The organism is Paenibacillus hamazuiensis, assembly GCF_023276405.1.
GTDB lineage: Bacteria > Bacillota > Bacilli > Paenibacillales > NBRC-103111 > Paenibacillus_AF > Paenibacillus_AF hamazuiensis.
On sequence record NZ_JALRMO010000001.1, the window covers coordinates 243,526 to 263,903 of the forward strand.

Sequence of the window (20,378 nt, forward strand, 5' to 3'; positions counted from 1 at the left end):
TTTTTGCTTTGCCCTGCGGGGCCTTTGGCCGGAGTCAACTTAAGCGCAATCGGCGCCAAACATGGCGGAATCGGCAATGCTTCCCTTGCTGCGGCGAGCTAAGATAGAGGTAGCGGCGCACCTTATCATAAAGCTTGTTCAAGCGGTTACGTGCGAAGGGAGGAGAAGCAATGGCGCAAAATGATCCCGCTTCGTCTGCCGCCAGGGTGACCGCGCCCGCGGCTTTCCGGAGGAAAAAGAAGCTGGAGAAACATTTGCTGGCGTATTCGTTTTTGCTGCCGATTTTTCTATCCATGGGGCTGTTTAAATATTATCCCTTTTTTACGGCTATCCTGAAATCGTTTTACCAGTGGAACGGCGCGAATATCGATAAATTTGTCGGTGCGGACAATTTTATCCGGCTGCTGAAGGACCCGACCTTTTACGTTTCGCTGAAAAACGTCACCATCCTGACGCTCAGCTTTGTGCTCATCCAGCTTACGTTTCCGCTGTTTGCGGCCGTCGGTGTTTTTCATTCGGGTAAAAAGCTGCAGCCTGCGTACCGGATGCTGTTTCTCGTGCCGATGGTCGTGCCGTATATCATCATTTTTCTGATCTGGAAATGGATCTATATGTCAAACGGCGTGCTCAATTCGTTTCTCAAGGCCGCCGGCCTCGATGCCTGGACCCATGCATGGCTGGGGGAAAGCGCGACCGCCTTGGGGGCGATCGTTTTCGTCGGTTTTCCGTGGATCGGCGGCATTTACTTTTTGATCTATTTGGCCGGGCTGGTTACCATCCCGCAGGAACTGTTCGAGGTCGGCAAGCTGGACGGCATGTCGGCTTGGCGGCGTTTTATCCATATCGAGCTTCCGCTCATCAAAAACCAAATCCGTCTCGTCGTGATCCTGGCGTTCATCCACCAGTATCAGAGCTTTGAGAACGTGCTCGTGCTGACAAACGGTGGCCCCGGCTTCTCGACTTTGACGCCGGCGCTATATTTGTATAAAAAAGGGTTCGAATACAACGAGCTCGGCTACGCCTCCGCCATCGGTGTGCTTATTTTCGTCATCCTCATCCTGTTTACGCTGGCGGCGAACAAGTTCATCAGGCCCGCGGAAAATCCGGACTAGAAGGGGGGAGGCCGAATGCGCAAATCCGGTGTTATCGGGGCTGCCGTCAATCAGCTGTTTTTGCTGCTGCTGCTGCTTTTGACGCTGTTCCCTTTTTACATGCTGCTGATCACTTCGCTGAAATTTCAGGATCAGATCGTGCATCATTTCTGGATTCCGGCGTTTCCGCTGCATTTTGAAAACTATATAGGGGCTTTCCGGCAAACGTGGCCGTTCATCTGGAACTCCATTCTGATTACGGCCGGCATCATCGTTTGCGTGCTCGTAAATTCCACGCTGGCGGGATATTCGTTTGCGCGTTTTCAGTTTTTCGGCAAGCCGGCGCTGTATTCGCTGATCATTATGCTCATGATGGTGCCGGGATTTCTGCTGCTCATCCCGCAGTTTATTTTGTTCAAGCATCTGGGGCTGCTCAATACGTACTCGGCGCAAATTTTCGGCCCGATGGCCGGCGCCTCCGCGCTCGCGACGATGCTGATGCGGACATTTTTCGAGGGCATATCGGGCAGCCTGCTGGAGGCGGCGGAGGCGGAGGGAGCCGGCGAGCTTCGCGTGTTCTGGAGCATCGTGCTTCCGCTGTCCAAGCCGGTCATCTCCACCGTGGCCGTGATCAACGCGCTGACCGGGTGGAACAACTACATCTGGCCGCTCGTGGCGACGTCGGGGGACAAAGTGAAGCCGATCATCCTCGCGTTAAGCAACATCAAGGGGCCCCTCGATCAGGTGCAGGGGCTGCAGTTCGCCGGGTATGTGATAGCCGCACTGCCGATGCTGATCCTGTTTATGTTCGCGACCCGCTCCTTCATCAGCGGCATTACGGCGGGAGCGGTCAAGGGGTAACAGACGCGAGGTTTTGCGGCGGGAAGGGGCTCTTTCCGCCGGCGAGTCGCAGGCGGAAGCTCCGGAGGAACTTCGGTGCGCTATCGGACCGGGGAGCGGAGGAGCGGAGGTCTGGAGCGGATAGAGGAACTACGGTGCGCAAACGGGCTGAAGGACGGGGGATAGGACCGGGGCGATAGCGAGGCACCGGGCGATAGAGGAACTGTGGTGCGCTATTGGACCGGGGAGCGGAGGTCTGGAGCGGATAGAGGAACTACGGTGCGCAAACGGGTTGAAGGAGGGGGCCTGGACTGGGGCGATAGCGAGGCTCCGGGCGATAGAGGAACTGTGGTGCGCTATTGGACCGGGGAGCGGAGGTCCGGCGCGGATAGAGGAACTACGGTGCGCAAACGGGTTGAAGGAGGGGGCCTGGACTGGGGCGATAGCGAGGCACCGGGCGATAGAGGAACTGTGGTGCGCTATTGGACCGGGGAGCGGAGGTCTGGAGCGGATAGAGGAACTACGGTGCGCTAATTTGGCTCAAAATGACCTGGAGACCGTTACAACGGGTATTTAACGCATCTCAGTTCCGCTAATTTTAGAAAATGGCGACAAATGGATGAAATAGCGAACGTCAGTTCCGCTATCTGATCGGGGAAAGGGACTACGCTTGTTAAAAGAACATAACAGGGGGCAGGGGAAACCGACCGCGTTCAGAATGCAGTGGCGGGCCAGCCGTCCTCAAGCTGCGCCGTGGGGCACCGAGCAGCAAGCTGCGCCGTAGGGCGCCAAGCGGCTCCGAGGCAGCGCGGGCCACGCGTGGCGGGGCCAGCCATCCGCAGGCTGCGCCGTAGGGCGCCGAGCAGCAGGCTGCGCCGCGGCAGGCGCCAAGCAGCAGGCGCCGAGCAGGTGCGCCGCCCCAAGGCATGAATGGGCGCACGCGACGGCGGCCGCATTTGGAGAGGCACGTGTTAAACAGTCATTCACGAGGAAGGTGTTTGGGCAATGAAAAAGACGTGGGGCAAGGGGCGCGGATTCGCACAAATAGGCGCAACGATGTTATCGGCATCGCTGCTCGCGGCCGGCTGCGGCGGCGGGACCGCCGAAACCGGCGGCGGAGCGGATGCCGCGGCGGCCGGCGGGAAAACGGAGCTGAACGTGATGATCATGAGCGAGGCGAGCGGCGATCAGGCGGAGCAGCAAGTATGGGACGACACTCTCAAATCTTACGCGGAGAAAAATCCGAACGTGAAGATCAACCTGCAGCTGCAAAACTTCGGCGGCGTCGAGCAGCACCGGGCCTGGGTGACGACGCAGCTCATCGGCGGCAGCGCGCCCGATGTGTTCACGACCCGATACATCTGGGATCAGGAGGATTTGAAAAAAGAGCTGTTGGTCGATCTGACTCCGTATTACGCCAAGAAAAATGCTTTTCTAGGCGACAAGTCTTGGGAGGAAGTGTTTCCGAAGCCCGTGCTGCAGCGGCTGCTCGGCGAAAACAAAACGTACGCCAGCGTGCCCACAAGCATCGACTCCGTACGGATTTTGTACAACAAAGACCTGTTCGCCAAAGCGGGCATTCAGAGTGTTCCGAAAACATGGAACGAATTTCTCGACGTTCAGGAGAAGCTCAAGAAATCCGGCGTCGTCCCGTTCGGTTTCCCCAACACGAAGCCGGGCGATTACAACTACAGCTGGTCCGTCCGCATCCTCACCGAGGAGCTGATCGCCGGCGGGTATGACAAGATGGACGTAAGCAAAAACGGATTCATCGAGGTGAACGAATACGTGCGCGCGGTGGATCAAGGGTTGGTCGATATTACGCAGTCGCCGTACAAGGACGTATTCCCGATCATCAAAAACTGGAGCCAATATTGGCCGAAAGGCTACAACGGCATCGATTTGGCCACATCCACCGACATGTTCCTGCGAGGAGAAGTGGCGATGGTGATGAGAACGTCCGGGCAAAGCAAGGCCCTCTACGAATCGAGCGCCCGCAAATTTGAAATGGCCGCGTTTCCGCTGCCTTATTTGACCAAGGAAAACCATCCCGACGCCGTGGGCAAGCTGATGGAAATCGGCGGCGTGCCGGCCGGCAACCTGGCCATCCCGAAGTCGATCAAACCGGAGAAGCTGGATGCGGCTATCGACTTTATTGCGTTCGTCACCTCAGCCAAAATTCAGGGTCTCCACGCGGAAAAGCTGTACCGCACTCCGGCGACGTCCACCGCAGACGTCCCCGACAACCTGAAAGGCTTCATGTTCGTCGGCGACCCGATGAAGCTGAACATTTACGGCGGAGAGGTTGACAAAAACGTGACGGAAAACAACCAGAAGCTCGGCCAGCTGTATTTGGAAGGCTCCATGCCGCTGGATAAGTATCTCAGCGAGCTGAAGAAGGTCATGCTGGACGGCGTCAAGCAGAAAAAGGAAGACAACAAGTGGAACGCCGAAAATAACTACGGCATCGGCAAATAAGCCGGGAAACGTTCACGTTGCCCCATTTTTAAAGCCAGACCCATCCGATACCGATTGAATAAACGGCAAACGCACTCGTCGCTTTTCCGGATGCAGTGCGTTTTTTTGTACGCGTTTGCCGATGGGACGCCAAGCAGGATTTCCGGCGATGCCGTCGAAATCACCTGATGAATTGACTTTTCCAAAGTGAGGCAGACCAAGTCTCGGTTAGAATGAGGGTGCATAGGTTTATGAAGCTGCAATACAACCAACCCGCAAACGAATGGACCGAAGCGCTTCCGATCGGCAACGGCCGGTTAGGGGCAATGATTTTCGGCAAGGTGGAGCAGGAGGCGGTCGAACTTAACGAGGATACGTTATGGTCCGGCAGCCCGAAGGAGTGGAACAACCCGGAAGCCAAATCTTGGCTGACCGAGGTTCGGAGACTTCTGAACGAAGGTCTTTATGCGGAAGCGGACAAAGCCTGCCGGCACATGATGGGACCGTACACACAATCGTATCTCCCTTTCGGAGCTTTGCGGATTTCATTCGAGCACGGCGACGTGGCAACGTCGTATCGCAGAGAGCTGAGCCTTGAGGATGCCGTATCGCGGGTGGAATATCGAATAGGCGATGTCAGCTACACCAGGGAAATGTTCGCAAGTTACCCCGATCAGGTGTTGGTCGTGCAGCTCGCCTGCAGCAAGCCGGGGATGCTGAGCTTTACGGCGAAGCTGGACAGCAAGCTTAGGGTGCGGTCGGCGGCGGAAGAGGGAAGGTGGATCATGAGGGGAAGAGCCCCCGAGCACGTCGACCCGAGTTATTATCGTGCCGCGAGCTCGCCGATCCGCTACAGCGACGGGGAAGACGGCGATTCGATGACGTTTGAAGGCAGATTGGCTGCAGTGTTGGAAGACGGCACGCTGCATCTGGATCACGACGGCCTGCATGTCAGAGGAGCTACCCGCGTTACCCTGTATGTCAGTGCGGCCACGAGCTTTAACGGATATGACCGCTCTCCGGGCAAACAAGGCCGGCATGCCGGCGCATTGGCGGAATCGTACCTTGCTTCGGCTATGAAGATTTCATACGAAGAGCTCCTCAGGCGGCATGTCGAGGATTATCGCCGCTTGATGGGCCGGGTGGCAATCCGGCTGGGAGAGGGGCTGAGCCCGGCGGATATGCCGACGGATGCCAGGATCGCGGAATACGGAGCGAAGGATCCCGCGCTTATCGAGCTGTTGTTCCAATACGGGAGGTACCTGATGATCGCCAGCTCCCGTCAGGGTACGCAGCCGGCCAATTTGCAGGGGATTTGGAACCGGGAGACCCGGCCTCCATGGAGCAGCAATTATACGCTGAATATTAATACGCAAATGAACTACTGGCCGGCGGAAACGTGCAATCTTCCGGAATGCCACGAGCCTCTGCTCGAATTTATCGGCAGCTTGGCCGTAAACGGCAGCCGGACGGCGGCAGTCAACTACGGAGCCCGCGGATGGACTGCACACCACAATTCGGATATATGGGCGCAGAGCGCCCCGGTGGGAGATTACGGGCATGGCGACCCGGTATGGGCTTTTTGGCCGATGGCCGGCCCGTGGCTCAGTCAGCATCTTTGGGAGCACTATGCGTTCGGGCGGGATCGGCGGTTTCTCCGCGACAAAGCTTATCCGATCATGAAGGAGGCGGCCCTCTTTTGCCTGGACTGGCTCACTCCAAATAAGGACGGTTATCTCGTAACGATGCCGTCCACCTCGCCCGAGCATAAGTTCAAGGTCGATGGCGGACTGGCTTCCGTTAGTGCCGCTTCTGCGATGGATTTGGAATTAATTTGGGATTTGTTTACCAATTGCTGCGAAGCGGCGCAAACCCTTGGTATCGACGAACCGTTCGCGGATGAGCTCAAAGCGGCCAAGAATCGGCTGCTTCCGCTGCAAATCGGACGCTACGGTCAGCTTCAGGAGTGGTCCGAGGACTTCGAAGACGAGGACGTACATCACCGCCATGTGTCCCACTTGTTCGGCGTTTTTCCAGGCCGGCAGTTTCATGCGGACGAGACGCCGGAGCTGTACGAAGCCGCGCGCACCTCGCTCGAACGCCGCGGCGACGGAGGAACGGGCTGGAGCCTGGGTTGGAAGATTTGCCTGTGGGCGCGGTTTCATAACGGAAACCGGGCGCTCGGTTTCATTTCGAATTTGCTGCGGCTGGTTAAGCCCGATGAACCGAACTCCGGCAAAGGGGGAGTTTACGCCAACATGTTCGATGCCCATCCGCCTTTCCAAATCGACGGCAATTTTGCGGCCACGGCCGGCATTGCCGAGATGCTGCTGCAATCCGAGCGGGGCTTCCTGGATTTGCTTCCGGCGCTGCCGGATGCCTGGAGTTCGGGCAGCATCAGCGGACTCCGCGCACGCGGCGGATTTACGGTCAGCTTGACGTGGGAAGAAGGCGCTCTGGTGTCGGCGGAAATCGTTTCGGCTTTCGGCGGGCCTTGCAGTGTTTATGTACGGACGCCGGTCCGTTTGGAGGATGCGGAAAGCGGCTCTTCGGTCGGCAACGGGCAATCGGCGCCGGGAATTGTGACATTTCAAACGGACGCCGGAGCCGTGTACAAACTGGCTGCCGTCTAATCGATCCACGAAAACCTGCTTGACATCGGCAAGAAACTGCGCATATAATTGGGGAAAATTAAAAGCGATCACCAAGGACACGAATCCTTAAACGATACCGAACAGAGAGAGGGGCCACCGGCTGAAAACCCCTTCGGCGATCATAAGGCATTTACCGCCTTGCAGCTGCGATATGGAAATCATGAACCAGTCATGAGAGTATACTTCGCCGGGCACTCCCGTTACAGAGACTTAGAGGATTCGCATCTTGTTTTTGCGGGTCAAATAAGGGTGGAACCACGAGCGCACTCGTCCCTTTCCGGGGATGATGCGCTTTTTTTGCATAAATGAAATAATGTACAGGCGATGATCAAGGACATGAAATCTTAAACGATACCGTACAGAGAAAGGGGCCACCGGCTGAGAGCCCCTTCGGCGATCCTAAGAATTTACCACCTTGCAGCCGCGGTATGGAAATCATGAGGTACCCATGAGAGTATATGCCGCCGGGCGCTCCCGTTACAGAGCTGAGAGGGTTCGCAATATGATCTGCATTTTGCGAATCGAATTAGGGTGGAACCACGAACGCACTCGTCCCTTTTCCGGGATGGGTGCGTTTTTTTTGCATATAACTCAATGAAAAAAGTAGGGATCGATATGAAGTTATCGCCATTAGAGGCGGCGCGCCGCTTCGCGGAAACGCGATTTCCCGGCAGCCGGGCGGTTTGGCTGGCGGGCAGTGCGTCCCGGGGGGAGCACAAGATAAGCTCCGATTTGGACATCGTCATTATTGACGATACGCTGCCGCATGCTTATCGGGAAAGCTTTTACGAGTTCGGCTGGAGAATAGAGGCGTTCCTTCATACCTCGGAAACAATCAGAGAATATTTTGTCAGCGATAGAAAAAGAGCCCGGCCCACGCTGCCGAGCATGTGTGCTGCCGGAACGATTCTCAAGGACGACGGCACGGCGACGTCATTAAGGCTGGCGGCGCAAAAGCTGCTCGATGAAGGACCGGATCCGCTGACACCGGACGAAATCCTGGCCTCGAGATATTTTCTGACCGATTTGCTGGACGATTTTATCGATGCGGAGCGGTACGACGAGGCGCTCGTTACAATGAACACACTCTCGATTCAGGTCGCCGAGTTTGTTTTACGCGCTAACGGGCGCTGGATCGGCCGGGGCAAAGCGCTCGCAAGAGCGCTCAGGCAATTCGACGAGCCGCTTTGCGGCCAATATATACAGGCGATCAGCACGTTTTCCCGAACGGAGGATAAACGGCCGTTTGTCCGTTTCGTCGACGAAGTGCTGGAGCCTTACGGCGGGCGGCTATTTGAAGGTTTTTCGATGGGAAAGCCAAAGTCATGAAACGATCAAAGGAGCGATGAAAAATGGAAAAAAACCAACATATATTAAGCGAACATGCATCCGCGGAAAACGGAAAGATCGACCTGAATCTGATTCGCCACAGCGCGGCTCATTTGATGGCGCAGGCGCTCAAGAGGCTTTATCCGGACGTGAAGCTGGGAGTGGGGCCTGTCATCGAAAACGGCTTTTACTACGACGTGGACACAACTGCCGTGATTTCCAGCAGCGATCTTCCGCGTATCGAAGAGGAAATGAGAAAGATCGCCGCGGAAAATCATCCGGTCCTGCGCAAGCCCGTAACGAGGGAGGAAGCGATCCGCTTTTTTGAGCAAATCGGCGACGAATTGAAGCTGGAGCTGATCGGAGACATCCCGCCCGGCGAGCAGGTGACGCTGTACGAGCAGGGAGAATTCGTCGATCTGTGCAGAGGGCCTCATGTGGAATCGACAGGGGAGCTTTCCGCATTCAAGCTGCTCAGCGTAGCCGGCGCCTATTGGCGGGGCGACAGCAAGAACAAGATGCTGACGCGGATTTACGGAACTGCGTTTGCCGATCAGTCGGAGCTGGAAGAGTACCTGGCTGTTCTCGAAGAGGCACAGAAGCGGGATCACCGGAAGCTCGGAAAGCAGCTGGAGCTGTTTATGTTTTCGGAGGAGGCTCCGGGCATGCCGTTTTATTTGCCCAAGGGGCAGATCATCCGAAACGAGCTGGAGTCCCTGTCGCGGGAGCTGCTGCAGCGGTACGGCTATGAGGAAGTGCGAACTCCGCTGATGATGAACCAGCGGCTCTGGGAGGAATCCGGCCACTGGGACCATTATCACGAAAATATGTACTTTACGGAGATCGACGACCGCAGCTTTGCGCTGAAGCCGATGAACTGTCCGGGCCATATGCTGATCTATAAAAATCAGCTGCGCTCCTACCGCGATCTGCCGATCCGCATGGCGGAATTCGGTCAGGTGCATCGCCACGAATTCAGCGGCGCTTTGAACGGCATGCTGCGCGTGCGCACTTTTTGTCAGGATGATGCCCATATTTTCGTGACGCCGGACCAGATCGAAGAGGAGATCAAGATGATCATCCGGCAGATCGACGAGATGTACGCGGTGTTCGGCTTCGAGTACTCCGTGGAGCTGTCTACGAGACCGGAGAAATCGATGGGCAGCGACGAGATGTGGGAGCAGGCGGAAAACGCGCTCAGACGCGTATTGCAGCAGTCGGACATCGATTATAGGCTCAACCCCGGAGACGGTGCGTTTTATGGGCCGAAGATCGATTTTCACATCAAGGATGCGTTAAACCGCAGTCATCAGTGCGCGACGATTCAGCTCGATTTTCAAATGCCGATGAAGTTCGAGCTTTATTATGTGGACGAAAACAACGAGAAGGTTCATCCGATCGTCATTCACCGCGCCATTTACGGCTCACTCGACCGGTTTTTCGGCATCCTGATCGAGCATTATGCCGGGGCGTTCCCGGCATGGCTGGCGCCGGTTCAGGCGAAAATCGTGCCCGTGTCCGAGAAGCATGCCGATTATGCGCGGGAAGTGCTTCAGGAGCTGCGGCAGGCGGGAATCAGGGCGGAGATCGACAACCGGGGCGAGAAGATGGGGTACAAAATCCGCGACGCTCAAATGCACAAAATTCCGTATACGCTCGTCGTCGGCGACAAGGAGCGGGAGTACCGCGCCGTAACGGTCCGCAAATACGGAGACGCGGACAGCGCAGCTTCTGATCTCGGCGAATTTATTGCCGGCGTAACAGCTGAGATCAAGCATCGCGGGTTGCCCGGCTGACCGGGCGGGGCGGGGGGCTTAAGGATCGGAGCGCCACGGGTTCGACTTCTTACACTTTTGATGGGATAGCGGAAGAGTTCCTTTCGCTGTATCCATGAAGGCCAGGTCGGTCGTACACGCAAAACGGGGAGTTAACGGAACAATCGGTTCCGTTATCCCCCGTTTTTGCATTTTTCCGGCTTTTGAAGGAGCAAGTTGTATCTCAATCGATGCCGGATCTTTCTTTGATGACGGGAAGCCGGATGGTAAAGACGGTTCCTTGACCGAGCGTGCTTTCTATGTCGATTGTACCGTTATGGGCCGTTATGAAGCCTTTGGCAATGGCCAGTCCGAGCCCCATTCCGCCGATGTTTCGCGCTCGCGCCTCGTCCGTACGGTAAAATCGGTCGAAGATGTACGGCAGATGCTTCGGATCGATTCCGGGGCCCGTGTCAGCTATGGCAATCCGTACATATCCGGTCTCATCTTGTCCTGGCCATTCTTCCCGAATCGTAATCGTGATGAGGCCGTCCGGGGGCGTATGGTGAACGGCATTGACGATCAGGTTGAGAAAAACTTGCGTCATCCGATTCGGATCAATGTCAATCAACGGAACCTCGCCTTCGCAGGATACATGGATGCGAATACGCTTTTGATCGGCATCGTAAGCCGCCCGTTCGACAATTCGCCGCAGCAGCTTCGGCAAGTCCGTTGTTTCCCGATTCATAGGCAGTTTTTTTGCTTCGGCCAAGGAAAGAAGGTGAAGATCGTCGACCAATCGGGTGAGGCGAATAAATTCGTCCTGTAAGGGAAGCAAATGTTCCGGATCGATTCGGCGACCGCTTTGCTGGACCAGATCCAGTTTGCCGCGTATGATCGTGATCGGTGTTCTGAGCTCGTGCGCCACGTCGGCCACCAAATTTCGCCGGTGGTCTTCCAGGTTTTGTATTAAACGGGACATCTCATTAAACGCCCGGGCTACCTGACCGTATTCGTCCCGAGCTGAAACCGTAGCCTGTACTCCGAACTCTCCCCTCCCCAGCCGGTCAATCGCCGTGAGCAATTGGCTTAGCGGTGCGGTGAGTCGATGGGACAGCCACCAGGCCACGCCAACGGATATCCCGATAAACAGAATCGCGCTCGGGACGAGCAAAAAAAGAATGGAAATCGGGATGCCGATCCGCAGCTTGGACAGCATGGCCACTTCCGGATCGTAATAATATAAAACGGCTATCGTTTCCCCTTGTCGTTCCACAGGTTTTCGGATCCCCAGCCGTTTAATCAAAGACATAGGTTCCTCCCCTTTTTGAAAAAGGATTTGATCCCGGGGTGATACGAGCAGAAAACTCGCTTGCGTTCCGGCTTTTGAGTCGTTCCAGCTGTTACCGGGCTGCCGAATTCCTTCCCACGATTGATGGTTATTTTCATAATATCGTACGAACTGCCCGGATAACCGTGCAATTTCTTCGCCCCGTACGGAGTCAACCGCTGCATTTAACGATTTCTGGACGATCAGCTGCGTGATCAGACCAAAAACGATGCATAAAGCAACGATAAAAAAAGTCACCGCAAGAAATATTTTGCGTCTTACTTTCATGGACGGTCACCGAACCGGTAGCCGAATCCGTATACCGTCTGAACAAATACGGGATGGGCGGGATCATCTTCGATTTTTTTGCGAATGCGGCTGATATGGGCATCCACCGTCCGCTCGTCATTCAGGATATCGTCGGCCAAAGCCGCCTGCAGAAGCTGAAGACGGCTGTACACAATGCCCGGCCTGCCGGAAAGAGTGAGCAGAAGTTTGAATTCTGTGGGTGTAAGAGTTATTTCTTCGCCATGTTTCCATACCCGGCATTCGGCTTCCGAAATCGAAAGCTCCCGATATTGAAAGACCTTGGCCGCGGATTCGTGTCCGTTTATTCTCCGCAGTACGGAACGAATTCGGGCTGCCAGCTCCCGGAGCGAAAACGGCTTCGTGATAAAATCGTCAGCGCCCACCTCCAGCCCGACGATTTTATCCGTTTCATCCGCTCGCGCGGTCACCATGATGATCCCGGCCGGACCCATTTTACGCAGCTCCCGGCAGACGTCGAGACCGTTCATCCCGGGAAGCATCCAGTCGAGAATAATCAGAGAGGGTCTCGTTTCCCTAGCTTTGACCAGCGCTTCGCTTCCCGTTCTTGCCGTCACAGTAAGGTATCCCTCCTGCTGCAGGAAAGGTTCCATAAATTCAAGCACTTGTTCCTCATCGTCCACCAGAAGCAATTTATGCGGCATTTTGTGCAACTTCCCTTCGCTATCGTTTATTTCCTTTCATTATATAGGGAATGCGGCTCGTTTTGGCGGTACTGTTTTAATTTCATCACATGCGAAAACGATCGCAATAAGTTCACAACATCTAACGGATAATATAGTGATAATGGATGAGCCGTCGAGTCCATGTTATACGAAGCGTCCGGGAGGGAACGGTTATGAATAAAGAGGCGAGAAATGATTCACGCTATAAATTGTGGAGAATCCTTTACCAGGGATTGGCAGCCGTATTTTTTGTCTGCGTTGTTGTCCAGATCTTCTTTGCCGGAATGGCGGTTTTCACCTCTCCGTCATATTGGCAGTATCATTTGGTGTTTGTCCGCATGTTTGAGTTATTTCCCATACTCATGCTGGTTTGCGCTTTTGCCGGTAAAATGTCCAAAGCATTGCGTTGGATGTGTGTCGCTATATTCGTTTTGATTTACGCACAATACTTTACCGCACATTTTCCGGGAGCGGGCGCTTTTCATCCGGTCATTGCCGCCGTATTGTTCTGGGTGTCCCTTAGTGCAGTCGCAAGGGCCAGGAGAAGCATATCTTCCGAAGCACGGGAAAAGCAAAGCGAGTGACCCCGGCTATGCATAAAAGATTCAGTTTACGGAGGGGTTCATCAGGATGGCTTACAAGCTGAACATAAAACAAAAAAACATATTGGTTGCGCTTCATGTGATTTCCGTTGCGGCCTGGTTTGGCGCCACTTTATGCATGTTATTGCTGCTGTTCTATGTGAAGAAAGCACAGAATGGGGAACAGTTGTATTACTTTCTCGAAAGCATGCACATTCTCGATGACAAACTCATTAAATTCCCAGCCCTGACCACCTTGTTCACGGGGATTTTGTTATCGTTGTGGACCCAGTGGGGCTTGGTAAAATATTATTGGGTCGTGATCAAATTGGTCCTGACCGTAGTTACGATCCTGCTTGGAATTTTCTTTATTAACGATTGGTTCTCGTTTCTGCTCAATATGGCGAAGGCTCACGGTTTTGCCGCCATGCAAAGCCAAGATTTTCAATCGACATGGCTCGCCAACGTGTGGGCTGCCGTGTTTAACAGCGCGGCTTATGCCTTCATGGTCGTCATTACTTACTTTAAGCCGTTTGGCAAAATACGAAAAGCTGCTAAAACCAAAAGCTGATTGATCTCCCCGTCTAACGAAAAAGATCAGCCCTCAAGTTGTTCCTCACCAAGCCGAACGTGCCGGGCAAACGCGAGTCGGAGGCACACCCCCCCAATGCTGTCGCATGGATTAGCCTGACTGTCAGAACGACGTAGGAACTGTTATCCCGCTAAAATAACAGTTTAAAATTATAGCGGAACTCACGTTCGCTATTCTCGAATAAATGAGCGCGTCGAAAAAATAGAGGAACTGAGATGCGCTAAATCGGCGAGAAATGGCTTGAGGGGTGGGAAAACAGACAAATAACACATCTGAGTTCCGCTAATTTTCAAAAATAACCAAATTTGACCGACTTAGCGAACTATAGTTCCGCTATGATCTCGCATGGGGCACGTATGCCCACCCAGCCTCGCTCCCAAAGTAATGCGTGTCCGCCGTAGGTTTGCGTCAGCAAAACCAGGGCGGGCAAACGCAGGCTCGAGGCACTTCCCCCCCACCCTCATCCCGGCTCCAAAGGTAAAGCGTGTCTGCCAAAAGTTTTGCGTGAGCAAAACGAAGGCAGACAACCGCGGGTTCGAGGCACGCACCCCCACCCTACATCGTGGCTCCAAAGGTAAAGCGTGTCCGGCATCCGATTTTTTGCCCGAAGGCAAAAAAATCGATGCCGGACAAACGCGGACTAGCAGTGAGCATGAACTCCCGGCTGGCGGGTCCAGGGTGCCCGAGCGCCTGGGGTCCCCCCGGTGGGGGGATTTAGGGGGGCGCCACCCAAAATGAACTCCCGGCTGGCGGGTCCAGGGTGCCTGAGCGCCTGGGGTCCCCCCGGTGGGGGGATTTAGGGGGGGCGCCGCCACTTATAAATTCTGCACATAATTTTTGTGAATTGTGAAAGCGCTCCCGGGCGAGGTATAGTAAGTGAGCGGCGTTACCGGTAACACTCCGCCGAGGAGGGATCATATTTCGTCATGGCTATGTATCAACAGCAAAGAGCGGGCATAAACGCGGCAAGCCGGCTCAGCTATGCGGCAGTGCTCAAGAAAGATTTTCGCAAAAACAAATTCATCTACTTGATGGGCCTCGCCGGCATTGCGTATTACGTCATTTTCAAGTACGTTCCGATGTACGGGGCGCTCATCGCCTTCAAAAACTACATACCGACCAAGGGGATCATGGGCAGTCCATGGGTCGGCTTCAAGCATTTCATCGACTTCTTCAACAGCTATTATTTCATCCGGGTGCTGAGAAACACGCTGCTGATCAACCTGTATGAGCTGCTGTTCGCGTTTCCTGCGCCGATCATTTTGGCTTTGCTGCTGAATGAGATTCGTCTCACTTTTTTCAAAAGGCTTGTGCAAACGGTTACTTATTTGCCGCATTTCGTCTCGATGGTGGTCATTTGCGGGATGATCGTCGATTTTTCGCAAAAGGCGGGGCTGCTTAACACAATCATTGCCTGGTTCGGCGGGGAAAAAGAAAACCTGCTGCTGAATCCGGATTTGTTTCGGCCGATCTTTATCGGCTCGGGCATATGGCAGGGGGTCGGCTGGGGCTCGATCATTTATTTGGCGGCGCTTTCCTCGATCGACCCGCAGCTGTACGACGCCGCGACGGTGGACGGGGCGAACCGGTGGCAGCAGATGCGCCATGTGACGATTCCCGGCATGATGCCGACGATCGTGATCTTGCTAATTTTGCAAATCGGCGGCATGATGAATGTCGGGTTCGAAAAAATCATTTTGCTCTATAACCCGCAGACGTACGAAACGGCCGACGTCATTTCCAGCTTCGTATACCGCCGCGGCATTCTCGAAGCGAACTACAGCTTCAGCACCGCCGTCGGATTGTTCAACTCTGCGGTCAATTTCATGCTGCTGATCGTCGCCAACCGGCTCAGCCGCAAAATAAACGAAACCAGCCTCTGGTAGAAAGGAGAGCGGAAGCGATGCACCGAAGTTTAGGCGATAAAATGTTCGACGTATGCAATATCATCATCCTGTCGGGGCTGACGCTGATCACCCTGTATCCGTTTTTGTTCGTCCTGTTCTCTTCGCTGAGCACTCCTTCGGAGCTGGTGAAGCACAGCGGGATTTTATGGAAGCCGCTCGGGTTTTATTTGGAAGGCTACAAGCTCGTTTTGAAAAATCCGATGATCTCCGTCGGCTATCAAAACACGCTGATCTACGTTGCGGCCGGCACGGCGCTGAACGTGTTTTTTACCTCATTGTTCGCTTATGTGCTGTCGCGCCGGGATTTATACTGGAAAAACCATATGATGATGCTCGTCGTGTTTACGATGTTTTTCGGCGGCGGGCTCATCCCGGAATATATTCTCGTGAAAAACCTCGGCCTGCTCGATACGCGGTGGTCGCTGATTTTGCCGGGGCTTATTGCAACGTGGAATTTGATCATCATGCGCACCTCGTTTCAATCGATTCCGTACGAGCTCGAGGAAGCGGCGAAAATGGACGGGGCGTCCGACTGGACCGTGTTTTGGAGAGTGATTTTGCCGCTTTCCGTGCCGCTGATCGCCGTCATGGTGCTGTTCTACGGCGTAGCCCACTGGAACGCCTGGGCGAATGCGCTCATCTATTTGCGGAATCGCGATCTGTTTCCGCTGCAGCTGGTGCTGAGACAAATTTTGATCCAAAACGATACGAGCGGATCGACCAACCTGTCCTCGGACAGCGATCCGTTTCTCGGCGAGGTTGTCAAACATGCCACCATCGTCGTGGCGACGGTGCCGATTTTGATATTGTATCCGCTGATCCAGAGGCACTTTACGAAGGGAGTTATGGTCGGCGCTCTTAAAGGATAAACGCGGTCTATGCAAAACCAAGAGAGGGGTATATGTCGATGAACAAAAAACAAGTAACGGGAGTTGCGGTCACTCTCGCGATGGGGATCGGAACCGTAGCGGGCTGTTCGGGAGGCGGCGGAAATCCGCCGGCGGGAGATCCTTCGGCGGCGGCCGGTACGAAGCCGGCGGAATTGACTTTTTTTATGAACATCAATATGGACTCGAAAGCGGTCAAAGGCTTTGAAGACATCGAAGGCTTCAAAGAGATACAAAAACGGACCGGGACGACGATCAAATTTCAACTGCCCGGCGACGGCTCGCAGTTCAACATCATGCTCGCCTCCGGCACTTATCCGGACATCGCTTACGCTCCGAACAATTATCCCGGCGGCATCGCCAAGCTGGTCGAGGACGGCGTAGCGATCAAGCTCAACGACCTGATCGACAAATATGCGCCGAACTACAAGAAGATTTTGTCCGAGCATCCGGACATCCGCAAGCAGATCGTACTTGATGACGGGACGATCGCCAAATTCCCGCAAATCGATATCGACATGCACCGGATGTCGTACAGTGGGCATATGATCCGCAAGGATTGGCTGGATAAGGTGGGCATGAAACCTCCAACGACGATCGACGAATGGTACGCCGTTCTGAAAGCGTTTAAGGAGAAGGATCCGAACGGCAACGGAAAAGCGGATGAAATTCCGCTGGGCGAACGCGGCGACGGCCTCGGCTCTTTGAATGCGTTTGCGACGAGCTGGGGGGTGCTGGCCGACAAATTTCAGTTGGACCCGAAAACCGGCAAAGTGACGTTCGGACCGCTTTTGCCCGGATATAAGGACTATTTGGCCACGATGAACAAATGGTATAAGGAAGGCTTGCTCGACGCGGAATTCGCGGCGACGGACAAGAAGGCGTTCGAGGCGAAATTCGCGAACAATACGATCGGCGCGTACGGCGGGGTCATTTCGGGGATCAACTCGTTTAAGGATTTGTTTAAGGATAAGGTTCCGGATTTCAAGCTGATCGGGGTGAGCCCGCCTCTCGGACCGGCCGGGAAAGCCTACAGCGCGCACACGCAAATGGTGCAAAACGTACCGCTGGACGGAGCGTTTATCAGCTCCCAGGCGAAGGATCCGGTGGCGGCGGTCAAGCTGCTCGACTTCATGATCGGGCCGGAGGGCAGCGACCTGCAAAACTGGGGCGTCGAGGGCAAGAGCTATACGACCGAAGGCGGGAAAAAGAAGTTCACCGACGCCGTCATGAAAAGCCCCGAAGGCTTCGTGCCTTCCGAGGCGGTTAAAAAGTACGCCCTGCCGACAACCGGCATGGTCAAGGTGATGGACTATAACGCTTGGGCCGCCTTCGAGCTCCGTTATCCGGAGGCAGAAGAAGCGAATAAAGTATGGTTCGACGCAGACCGTTCGCTGCTGCTGCCCGCCTTGTCGTTCAAAGGCAACGAGAGCCAGGAGATCGGCAGCATCATGAGCGAGGTAAACACGTACGTCAAGGAAATGTGGATCAAGTTTATCATGGGCAACGAGCCGATCGATAACTACGGGAAGTTTGTCGACACGCTGAAGAAAATGGGCATCGACAAGGCGATCCAAATCGAGCAAGCCGCCTACGACCGCTTCCAAAATCGCAAGTAACCCGCTCGGGTTGGACACGGCATGTGTCCAGCCCTTATGATCTTTTTAGGCGGAAAGGAGGGAACCGATGAGCCGATGAAGCATGCGAGGAGTTACGCGAAAATTTACCGTGTGTTTATCCGATACCTGCTTTCCTATGTCATCCTGCTGCTTTTGCCTATCACGCTGATCACGCTGGTCGTGTACAATGTTTTCGTGGGCAGCCTGCAGGACGAGATGATCGCCGGCAATTTGAACACGCTCGACAAAGTGCGGTTTGCGATGGACGATCAATTGAAGCGAATTGAAGATACGACATACCAGATGATGCTGGAGGACAACCGGTTTTCCCAATACCGCATCTCGGACGATCCGGGCTACAAGGCGTGGGGCATCGTAGGCGAGCTGAGACGTTATGCCAAGATCAATCCGTTTATTCATGAAATATGGTTGTATTATCGCGGGGAATCTTCCGTATATACTAGTAAAAGCGTTTACAGCTTGCCGATGCTAGCGAACCAGGCTTATTCGTTCGGCGATTGGACCGAGGAGCAAATCGCCCGCGATCTCGATTCGCTGCCCGGTCCGGAAATCCGGCCCCCGTCCCGGGATTTGAACGGCAGCGAATCGTTCATGCGGATCATCGTGCCGATTTTTCCGAACCAGAACCGGCCTTATGCGACCGTCGTTTATTTGATCAAGGAATCGACGATTCAGCAGTTTTTGTCCAGCCATGTCCGCACGGGCGGATCGACGTGGATTATCGGTCAAGATAATCGGGTTATTACCGGATTCGGGGCCGGGGCCGGGACGGTTCCCGCCGATGTCGCGGCCTTGGCCGGGACGCCGACGGCGGAGCCGTACCGGATTGTTACGATCGGCTCGGAGCAGCATTATATGTTTACCGTCCCTTCAAAACAAAACCGCTGGAAATATGTGACGCTGCTGCCGGTCGGGCAGGTGCTGGACAAGGTGGAGCGCTCCAAGCTGATGTTTCTTTACGGGGTGAGCGCGATTATCCTGGTCGGGGGCGTCCTCATTTTTCTCGGCATGCGTTGGAATTATTATCCGATTCGGCGCTTGCGGCTGGAAACCGAACGGCTGCTGCCTTCGCAGGAGCCGAAGCTAAACGAAATCGAAACGGTCCGGTTTGCGCTCAATTCGCTCGTTCACCAAAACCGCTGGCTGGATCAGCGCGTGAAAAATCATTCGGCGGTGGCGCACAAGCAGATGCTGATCTCCATGCTCAGGGGCGATGTGGCCACCGCGGAAGATTTGAAGCTGTACGGCGAAGAAACGCTCGTTCCTATCGAAGGCTCGCTTTTTTGCGTGATCATTGCCGAATTCCCGGCGGCCGGAACCGGCCAAAGCTTGTATCCGTCCTTGTCCGCGCTGGAAGCGTGCTGGCCGGAAGGGTGGCAGGCGTACGGTCTCCAGCATCTGGACCCGTCGAAAACGATTTTTTTGATTTCCATGGATGGCAAAGAGATGAGTTCTCTCCGGTCGGCGTTGGAGCGGTTCCGGGACGGGAGCTCGGCGGCTGCCGGAAGAGCCGTCACGGTCGGAACGGGGCGCGCCGCAGGGCCCGGCGAAATTCCCCGCTCGTACCTGGAAGCGAATACGGCTTTGGACTACCGGTTCATCCAGGGCAACGGCCGGATCATTTATTACGAAGACATTCCGGCGAGCCGTTCGCTTCAGGAGCGTTACCCTCACCGGGAAATGGAGGAACTGCTATCGTCCATCCGTTCCGGCAATGCGGCCAAGGCCGTAAGCTGCCTCACCTCGATGCTTGCGTTTATCCGGCAGAATCAGCCTCCGCTGATCGTTGCCCGCAGCTTATGCTTCGAGATGCTTCGCACGATCGACCGGGCGTGGAACGATGTGGAGATGGACGATCGGAGCTCGTATCATTATCCGGACATTTTTACCCTCGAGCGTTTTGAGACGCTGGATGAATTCGAGCAGCTGATCAAATCGGTCTGCACCGACCTGGGGGATATGTTCCGGAATGCGCAGGGAGAAGGCGGGGCGGCAAGGTCGGTAGAGCCGCTGCTCGAATATATTCAGCTACATTACCGGGATTGCGCGTTTTCGTTTCAAAATATGGCGCGCCATTTTAACATGGCTTTGCCGAATTTGAGCCAATTTTTCAAGGACCAGACGGGTGTCACTTTACTGGACTATACGACGAATTTGCGGATGGAAACCGCCAAAAAGCTGCTGGCGGGCGAAGACATGCCGCTGAAGACGGTCGCCGAGCAGGTCGGGTATTACAACGTATCCAGCTTTATCCGGCGGTTCAAGCAGCTTGTCGGCGTCACACCGGGAGAGTTCCGGGCGAATATTAGAAAAACGTGAGAGGA

At 54.8% G+C, this 20,378-nt stretch carries 13 protein-coding genes and 1 pseudogene; 12 read left to right on the forward strand and 2 right to left on the reverse strand.

Features of this window, described 5'->3' with window-relative positions:
* The first annotated feature begins 170 nt into the window (after nt 1-170).
* From MYS68_RS00955 to thrS, 6 genes and pseudogenes are all read left to right on the forward strand, one after another.
* Nucleotides 171-1,112, forward strand: a complete 942-nt coding sequence (locus MYS68_RS00955; protein ID WP_248924021.1) for a carbohydrate ABC transporter permease — start codon at nt 171-173, stop codon at nt 1,110-1,112.
* 15 nt (nt 1,113-1,127) lie between these two features.
* Nucleotides 1,128-1,952 carry a carbohydrate ABC transporter permease gene (locus MYS68_RS00960; RefSeq protein ID WP_248924022.1) on the forward strand — a complete coding sequence of 275 codons (825 nt, stop codon included), beginning with the start codon at nt 1,128-1,130 and terminating at the stop codon, nt 1,950-1,952.
* A 984-nt stretch (nt 1,953-2,936) separates the two neighbouring features.
* Nucleotides 2,937-4,409: an ABC transporter substrate-binding protein gene (locus tag MYS68_RS00965; protein WP_248924023.1), complete on the forward strand. Its 1,473-nt coding sequence runs from the start codon at nt 2,937-2,939 to the stop codon at nt 4,407-4,409.
* A gap of 230 nt (nt 4,410-4,639) precedes the next feature.
* Nucleotides 4,640-7,021, forward strand: a complete 2,382-nt coding sequence (locus MYS68_RS00970) for a glycoside hydrolase family 95 protein (RefSeq protein WP_248924024.1) — start codon at nt 4,640-4,642, stop codon at nt 7,019-7,021.
* Between the two features lie 636 nt (nt 7,022-7,657).
* Nucleotides 7,658-8,371 carry a nucleotidyltransferase domain-containing protein gene (locus tag MYS68_RS00975; RefSeq protein ID WP_248924025.1) on the forward strand — a complete coding sequence of 238 codons (714 nt, stop codon included), beginning with the start codon at nt 7,658-7,660 and terminating at the stop codon, nt 8,369-8,371.
* A gap of 44 nt (nt 8,372-8,415) precedes the next feature.
* Nucleotides 8,416-10,167, forward strand: a pseudogene (gene thrS / locus MYS68_RS00980) (threonine--tRNA ligase); the annotation flags it as partial.
* A 202-nt stretch (nt 10,168-10,369) separates the two neighbouring features.
* Here the strand turns inward: thrS and MYS68_RS00985 are convergent.
* Together MYS68_RS00985 and MYS68_RS00990 are read right to left on the reverse strand one after the other, a co-directional pair.
* Nucleotides 10,370-11,437, reverse strand: a complete 1,068-nt coding sequence (locus tag MYS68_RS00985) for a sensor histidine kinase (RefSeq protein ID WP_248924026.1) — start codon at nt 11,435-11,437, stop codon at nt 10,370-10,372.
* A 302-nt stretch (nt 11,438-11,739) separates the two neighbouring features.
* Nucleotides 11,740-12,426 (reverse strand): response regulator, encoded by a 687-nt coding sequence (locus MYS68_RS00990; protein WP_248924027.1) that lies wholly within the window; start codon nt 12,424-12,426, stop codon nt 11,740-11,742.
* Nucleotides 12,427-12,620: 194 nt separating this feature from the next.
* Here MYS68_RS00990 and MYS68_RS00995 point away from each other — a divergent pair, with 194 nt between their 5' ends.
* The 6 genes from MYS68_RS00995 (at nt 12,621) to MYS68_RS01020 (ending at nt 20,373) form a co-directional block, all read left to right on the forward strand.
* Nucleotides 12,621-13,031 carry a DUF6220 domain-containing protein gene (locus MYS68_RS00995; RefSeq protein ID WP_248924028.1) on the forward strand — a complete coding sequence of 137 codons (411 nt, stop codon included), beginning with the start codon at nt 12,621-12,623 and terminating at the stop codon, nt 13,029-13,031.
* Nucleotides 13,032-13,077: 46 nt separating this feature from the next.
* A complete protein-coding gene (locus MYS68_RS01000) occupies nt 13,078-13,599 on the forward strand; it encodes a hypothetical protein (protein ID WP_248924029.1) in 522 nt (173 codons plus the stop codon).
* Between the two features lie 947 nt (nt 13,600-14,546).
* Nucleotides 14,547-15,506 carry an ABC transporter permease gene (locus MYS68_RS01005; RefSeq protein WP_420852078.1) on the forward strand — a complete coding sequence of 320 codons (960 nt, stop codon included), beginning with the start codon at nt 14,547-14,549 and terminating at the stop codon, nt 15,504-15,506.
* Between the two features lie 17 nt (nt 15,507-15,523).
* On the forward strand, nt 15,524-16,396 hold the full coding sequence (locus MYS68_RS01010; protein WP_248924030.1) for a carbohydrate ABC transporter permease: 873 nt from the start codon (nt 15,524-15,526) through the stop codon (nt 16,394-16,396).
* A gap of 38 nt (nt 16,397-16,434) precedes the next feature.
* Nucleotides 16,435-18,033 carry a type 2 periplasmic-binding domain-containing protein gene (locus MYS68_RS01015; protein ID WP_248924031.1) on the forward strand — a complete coding sequence of 533 codons (1,599 nt, stop codon included), beginning with the start codon at nt 16,435-16,437 and terminating at the stop codon, nt 18,031-18,033.
* 75 nt (nt 18,034-18,108) lie between these two features.
* Nucleotides 18,109-20,373 (forward strand): helix-turn-helix domain-containing protein, encoded by a 2,265-nt coding sequence (locus MYS68_RS01020; protein ID WP_248924032.1) that lies wholly within the window; start codon nt 18,109-18,111, stop codon nt 20,371-20,373.
* The last annotated feature ends 5 nt before the right edge of the window (nt 20,374-20,378 follow it).